The organism is Flavobacterium sp. BFFFF1, from assembly GCF_002256285.1.
Lineage (GTDB): Bacteria > Bacteroidota > Bacteroidia > Flavobacteriales > Flavobacteriaceae > Flavobacterium.
Genome location: NZ_NKJE01000015.1, coordinates 97528 through 104008 on the forward strand (window position 1 = coordinate 97528; position 6481 = coordinate 104008).

Below are 6481 nucleotides of genomic sequence, written 5' to 3' on the forward strand. Positions count from 1 at the left end.
GGCGGCACTGTTAGTCGGTGCGCACCAATAGCCGCTGACCCGGAAAATTAATTTAAACAAATATAGTTATGAAGAAGAAGTTACAATTTCAGGTCAGCATCGAGGCGCCTGTGGGCAGGGTTTACGATGCTATGCTGGGCCTGAGCGACAAATCGACTTATGAGCAGTGGACTGCGTTGTTTAACCCGACGTCGACGTATGAGGGAAGCTGGGACAAGGGGAATAAGATGTTGTTCCTGGGCGTTGATGACCAAGGCGAGAAAGGCGGTATGGTTTCGCAGATTGCGGAGAACATCCCGAACCAGTTTGTGTCGATCCAGCACGTTGGCCTTTTACAGGGCGACAAAGAAATCATGGAAGGTCCGGATGTGGAACAATGGGCCAATGGCTTTGAGAACTATACCTTTACTGAAGCTGACGGACGGACTACGATTATGGTTGAGCTCGACGCCACGGAAGACTTTTCCGCATACATGAACGAGACGTATCCGGGCGCGCTGGAAAAGCTCAAGGCCATTTGTGAACAGCCTTCGTAAGGACGATTATCAACCAACACATTATACCGATGAACCATTCATTCAGGGAAGCGCTTTGGAACCAGTTTGGCGCGGGCATCGACATGCTGGCACACGTCATTTCGAATTGCCCGGACGATTATTTCTCAGCCGGGACGCGTTTCTATTACCTGGCGTTCCACAGCACATTGTTCCTGGATTATTACCTGACCTTCCCTCCTGCTGATTTTGTCCCGATGCTTGCTTTTACGCAAAAAGACCAGGATGACCGGCCGGCGGAATCGGTGGGTGATTTTATACCGGATCAGATTTACCCGAAAGCGGCACTGCTGGATTATCTTGCGCAAAGCCGCTTAAAGTGTGCGCAAATTATAGCAGGATTGCGCGACGATCCCCTCGATGGCCGCTTTGTGGAAGGGGATGCACCGGATGATATGAATTATTCGAGATTGGAAATATTGCTGTATAATTTACGGCATACACAGCACCATACAGGACAGTTGTATATGCTGGTGCGGCAGGACTTTGACCGGCATATGGAATGGTCTTTTCGGGTCGGGGATATGGCGCAATAGCCAATAGTAATGAACAGAACATTAATCCTACGTTTTGCCTTTCCGATAACCCTTATCGCATTTGCCCTTTTCACGAAGTGGTGGCTGGTCGACGTTGTTGACGGGACTGACGGCCTCATGTATGGTTTTCCGTTTATTTATCGGGCACCGGCCTTTTACACTTCTATGGCAGAGGAATATTTTATGGACGCTCTGGCTGCAGATTTCATCATTTATTTTGGGATCGTTACCGGGATCATTTATTCGGTGAATCGTTGGGTTTCTGCGATTACCGTTAAGAAAGGATTTTCAGTTGTGTTGTTCGTCATAGCGTTGCTGTTAATTGGTTTCAGGACCGCTTTCACTTTGATGCCGGAAAACCGGTTTTCGCTGACGAGGGATTATGATATTGTCATACGGCAAACGGGGATTGAATTCCCTGGCAACGATCGTGACAGGAGCGCGTTTGACGATAGGCATAAATAACACAGCAGGAAATGACCGTTTCACCGATGACATTTTTTAAGGCAAACAAGGCGCTGTTTAATTCGGTTGTTGTGGGGCTGTTGTATCTGCTGCTGTTTTGGTTGAGGGGTATTGGCGATTCCCCTGAGCCGCTGTTTTCGATGGTGATGTTGTTTCTCCCAGGAATCACTTTTCCGATTAGCACTACGTATTTCAACGTGGAAAAGGAAAGCGAAGGAAAAATAGTGCTGCACTTCCTCATGTCGGTCGCGACCTACCATGGCGGTGTGTGGCTCTTCTCGGCAGCCGGCCGAATGGCATTGGCAGCGCTTTTTTCCGGTTCGTTGGGATCGCTGGTTTATCTGCTGGGCACAAAATACATTTTAAAAAAACGACTGCGGATTTCATCTATATTGATCACCTCGGTTCTCAGTGGTATGGTTTTTATCCCGTATGCGTTTTTCGACGAGAGCAGTTTGAATGTTGGGATTGCGGTCTGTTTATGGATGATCGTGAATGGCTTATTGCTTAACTACGCGAATAAGATGCATGGGCATTGACAGAAGTTTCGATGGCTCTTCGGCCGGTTTGATCGGTTGGTTGTCAATGTAATTCTATTTGCATAACTTCGTCCTATCTACCCGGGAATTCTCAGTTACCAATGCCTGAACTGACTTTAAGCCGTGGACGCTAGCACCAATACTTCAACAACGCACAATGAGATATTCACTACTATTGACACTTGTCTTTTTCTACTCGTGTACTGAAAAGGATTCTCGAAAAGAGACTGAAATTGATTTAAGCAGCAAAAGACTAACAACAATACCAGACAGCGTTTTCGAGTACAAAAACCTTATCAAACTGAAGCTTGGCGCTAAAGAAGTAGTATTCTATCCGCCATTGTCAGCATTGCCAGAAAGCGACAAAGAAAAAAATCAAATCTCTGAGTTGCCGGAAAAAATTTCAGAATTGATTTTATTGAAAGTTTTAATTCTGAACTCAAATAGCTTGAAAAGTTTACCGAACGAAATATCAAAACTTAAAAACCTTGAAGTCTTAGATCTGGCACTAAATAAAAATTTAAATATTGTTGCAGAAATTCCAAAGTTAAAGTTGCTTCCAAATCTCAAGGTACTCAAAATTACAGATGCAAAATTTAACAAAGTTGATTTAGAAATTATTCAGAAATCTCTGGGCTCAAAAGTTAGGATAGTCAGTTCGGCAACTGAATATATGGAAAGTTATACTGAGTAATAACTACTGATTCGGACACCGGTTTTCGCCGTTGGCTTCGCACCGTTCGCTCACTGAATGTATCATTACCTATGACGTACGGAAAGTTGGTTCGGGTGCCGCTTTCCGTGTAAAAGGTAAACGGTTTTTCCATAACTTCGTAATGGCCTGAGGATATGTGTTTGCCGATACGCTGCGCACATGCCCTCCGGCCGATACACGCCATTATTTACATTATACGCCAGAAGTTATGGATTGGAAAGCCAAATTGATCACGCACCGGGGCGCCTCCCGGATTGCCCTGTATTTTGATAAAGACGCTGCATTTTTGCAGGAATTGCAACAACTCGAAGACTGCCGCTGGAGCCAGACGCTTGGTGCGTGGCATGTGCCGGATACGGAAAGCAACCGTTCGATTTTTCGGGTGGATGCTGCGGCGGGAAAATCGGTACTCGCGCTCATCCACGAAGTGAACCAGCCGGTATTGCTGCGCTTTGTGGAGCAGTTGCGGCTGAGTGGGTACAGTGTGCACACGATACGGAAGTACCGGGCCGATTTCGGGGATTTCCTGTATTGGCTCAAAGGGGTGCCGGCACGCGACTGCGACGAGGAGCAAGTGCGTGCCTACATTCTGCAGTGCCTTGTGGACAAGCGGCAAAGCGAGGCGCTGATCCACAGCCGGCTGAATGCGCTGAAGTTCTATTACCGGACGATACTGCACCGCGAACATTTTTTCCTCGACATCCCAAGGCCGAAGAAGCCGCAGAAACTCCCGAAAGTGATTCCGGTGGCCATTATCAAAAAACTGTTTGAGCAGACGACGAACCTGAAGCACAACACGATTTTGAAGCTGTGCTATGGCATGGGGCTGCGGGTGTCGGAGATTGCGGGGCTGACGATTCCGCAGATTGACAGCAGGAACATGCAGGTGCTTGTGGAGCATGGCAAGGGTAAAAAGGAGCGGTATGTGAACCTGCCGGAGAGCATCCTGGAGCAGCTGCGGTTGTATTATAAAGAGTATAAACCGAAGCATTACCTTTTTGAGGGGGCTGATGGCGGGATGATTTCGATCCGGACGGTGCAGCACATCTTCCGGGAGTCGATGAAAAAGACGGGATATGAGCGGAAGTTGGGGATCCACAGCCTGCGGCACAGTTTTGCGACGCATTTGCTGGAGCAAGGCACGGACATCCGGTTTATACAGGAGCTGCTGGGACACAGCAATATCAAGACGACGTTATTGTATACGGAGGTGAGCGACCACAACATCCGGAAAATTGTGAGTCCGTTGGACAAGCTTTGAATAAAGTAGTATATTTGGGGAATCCGGTACAGGTGGTAACACCTTTTTACGCAATGCGCTTTTTTGTATATCAGCAGCAATGAATGGGGCTTGTGGAAAGTGATTGCGTGTATTGGATAGTTAGCCGTAATTTTCAACCAAAATCGCGTATTTACTATTATGATAAATGTCTTTTGTTCTCTTAAACTTGCAAAACTTTTAGATATTCAAAAAACTGTAAACGTTAATGTAAACTTTGAATCTGACTGGAATGCACATCTATTTTCAGTCGCAGGCAAAAAATGGATAATCTTTGTAAACAAGAAAACTTTATTCAGTTTTATAATTATGGATGTCCTAAAAAAGGATCTAAATAATTTGTCAATACTCTTTACCGAAATGCTAATTAAGCAACTCGAACGAGAGTTTATATTGACAAGTAAATATGAAAATTATTTGCGGGAATATGATCAAATTGCAAATATTTGTACTACTGACAATGATAGAAAAATTATGGGTTCTTTAAATGATTTTGTTTATCACACAAAAGCTTGTTATGAAGATGACAAAAATGTTGAAAAAGCAAGAAATTATGCTTTGCGGTATATTAATGAAATGCCTAGTAAAGTTTTGAAATTTAAAACCCCGCGTGAAGCCATGAAAGAACATATAAAAAACTACGGCTAACAGCGGTTTCACGCAATTGCTGCTTTTCGTGTAAAATGAACTTCTTTTTTCCATAACTTCGTTTCGTTCAGCCGAGAGTACTCAGTTCCAAAAGCCGCAACTGACGTGAAGCCGCCGGACGTTACAGGCCATAGCTCCGCGCCTCCGAAAGAACGATTCCCCTAAACTGAAACGTTCGGCTTGTGTTTGAGTAAATTTGACTTATCCCCTATTTTTCACGGTGCATCTTTGTGGTTACGTTGTGTTAGTGTCCCCGGAAATTTTGTCTATCTATTTTCGCATCTCCTGGCCGAGAGTTCTCTGCTGCACGTAATCAGGCGCAATAGCTGCGGATGTGCTTTGTCGATCTTCTTTGCGTTGAAAGCGCAACCAAAATCCGTTGCGTTGAATTATGCCAGCTTAACTTTTGAAAAGTTTAAAACCAAAGCAGAATTTCTTTGTGGTTACTTTGTGTGATTCAGCAACTGTGTCGCAACGGCCTGTAACAGCGGTTTCACGCAATTGCTACTTCTCTTGTAAAATGAACTTCTTTTTTCCATAACTTCGTTTCGTCCAGCCGAGAATACTCAGTTCCAAATGCCGCAACTGACGTGAAGCCGCCGGACGTTATCTACAATTGCAAAAAAAATCGCGTAAAAATCTCGATATGAAATGGTTAATCATTTTACTGCTGACAATCTCAACTTGCTTTGGACAAAAAAAATTGGAAAAAGATTCGGAAAAAATAATCCGAAAATGGGAATTGGAACAATTCGAAGATTCTGAAAAAAATGGAGTTGTGGTAACAGTTACTCTCTTAAAATATGCTGAAAATGTTACATTTGAATTTAAAGAAGATCAAACTTTAGAAGTAATTTATTCACCATCGAAAAAGGAAACGTATTCTTGGAAGATAAAACGCGACCTTGTAGAAGTTACTTCTAATGATTCTAAAAATTTCAATTCTGAAATAGTAGGAGTATTCGAGATTCACTTTCAAGATAAAATTTCAGGGCTTTTTTTGCAGAGAAAGAACGACCATCATCATGGAATTATGTTAAAAAAACAGCAACTGTAGATAACAGCGGTTTCACGCAATTGCTGCTTCCCTTGTAAAATGTAACCGCTTTTTCCATAACTTCGTTTTGTCCAGCCGAGAGTACTCAGTTTCAAATGCCGCAACTGACGTGAAGCCGCCGGACGTTACCTGCAACATTACCGTAAATGAAACACTTTTCTAAAATAACGATCTTTTTACTCGGCTTGAATTTTTCATGTAACAGCATTGCGCACAAATCGCATTCGGAAGGTTTTCGAATTTTAAAAACCGAAAAACTTAAAGATTATAATCTGATCACTTTTACAAATGTTTCAGACACAATTCTAGGCGTTGCAAAAAAAGACATTTCTGAAAATTGCATATTAAAACAAATAGCCAACTATGGAGTCGAAAAAAATTATGAAAAAATAGTGGCTCTTAACGATAAAGGCGATAGCATTATTTTTGTTTACAAAATGAATGAAATAACAAATAGAAAAATATATACAGGAGGTGGCGCTCCTGGTCAATTAGATAAAACATATATTGACTCTTACAACTCCTCTCCTATACTAATGAAAAAGTGCAAATAAATGCTGCAGGTAACAGCGGTTTCACGCAATTGCTGCTTCCCTTGTAAAATGAACTTCTTTTTTCCATAACTTCGTTTTGTCCAGCCGAGAGTACTCAGTTCCAAATGCCGCAACTGACGTGAAGCCGCCGGACG

9 protein-coding genes are annotated in these 6481 nt (G+C 43.3%); all 9 read left to right on the forward strand.

Annotated elements, in window-relative coordinates:
* The first annotated feature begins 68 nt into the window (after positions 1-68).
* The 9 genes from CFE23_RS10745 (at position 69) to CFE23_RS10785 (ending at position 6347) form a co-directional block, all read left to right on the forward strand.
* Positions 69-536 (forward strand): SRPBCC domain-containing protein, encoded by a 468-nt coding sequence (locus tag CFE23_RS10745; protein WP_291087730.1) that lies wholly within the window; start codon positions 69-71, stop codon positions 534-536.
* 29 nt (positions 537-565) lie between these two features.
* The gene (locus CFE23_RS10750) at positions 566-1090 is read left to right on the forward strand and encodes a DinB family protein (protein ID WP_291087733.1); all 525 of its coding nucleotides are present in this window, start codon (positions 566-568) and stop codon (positions 1088-1090) included.
* A gap of 9 nt (positions 1091-1099) precedes the next feature.
* Positions 1100-1555 (forward strand): hypothetical protein, encoded by a 456-nt coding sequence (locus tag CFE23_RS10755; protein ID WP_291087735.1) that lies wholly within the window; start codon positions 1100-1102, stop codon positions 1553-1555.
* Between the two features lie 11 nt (positions 1556-1566).
* Positions 1567-2094 (forward strand): hypothetical protein, encoded by a 528-nt coding sequence (locus CFE23_RS10760; RefSeq protein ID WP_291087738.1) that lies wholly within the window; start codon positions 1567-1569, stop codon positions 2092-2094.
* A gap of 157 nt (positions 2095-2251) precedes the next feature.
* A complete protein-coding gene (locus CFE23_RS10765) occupies positions 2252-2788 on the forward strand; it encodes a hypothetical protein (RefSeq protein ID WP_291087741.1) in 537 nt (178 codons plus the stop codon).
* Between the two features lie 229 nt (positions 2789-3017).
* Positions 3018-4070, forward strand: coding sequence for a tyrosine-type recombinase/integrase (locus CFE23_RS10770; protein ID WP_291087744.1), 1053 nt, complete (start codon positions 3018-3020; stop codon positions 4068-4070).
* Positions 4071-4229: 159 nt separating this feature from the next.
* Positions 4230-4736: a hypothetical protein gene (locus CFE23_RS10775; protein WP_108372818.1), complete on the forward strand. Its 507-nt coding sequence runs from the start codon at positions 4230-4232 to the stop codon at positions 4734-4736.
* Positions 4737-5382: 646 nt separating this feature from the next.
* The gene (locus CFE23_RS10780; protein ID WP_291087746.1) at positions 5383-5793 is read left to right on the forward strand and encodes a hypothetical protein; all 411 of its coding nucleotides are present in this window, start codon (positions 5383-5385) and stop codon (positions 5791-5793) included.
* 146 nt (positions 5794-5939) lie between these two features.
* Entirely contained in the window at positions 5940-6347 is a 408-nt protein-coding gene (locus CFE23_RS10785; protein WP_291087749.1) for a hypothetical protein, read from the forward strand.
* Positions 6348-6481 lie beyond the last annotated feature (134 nt).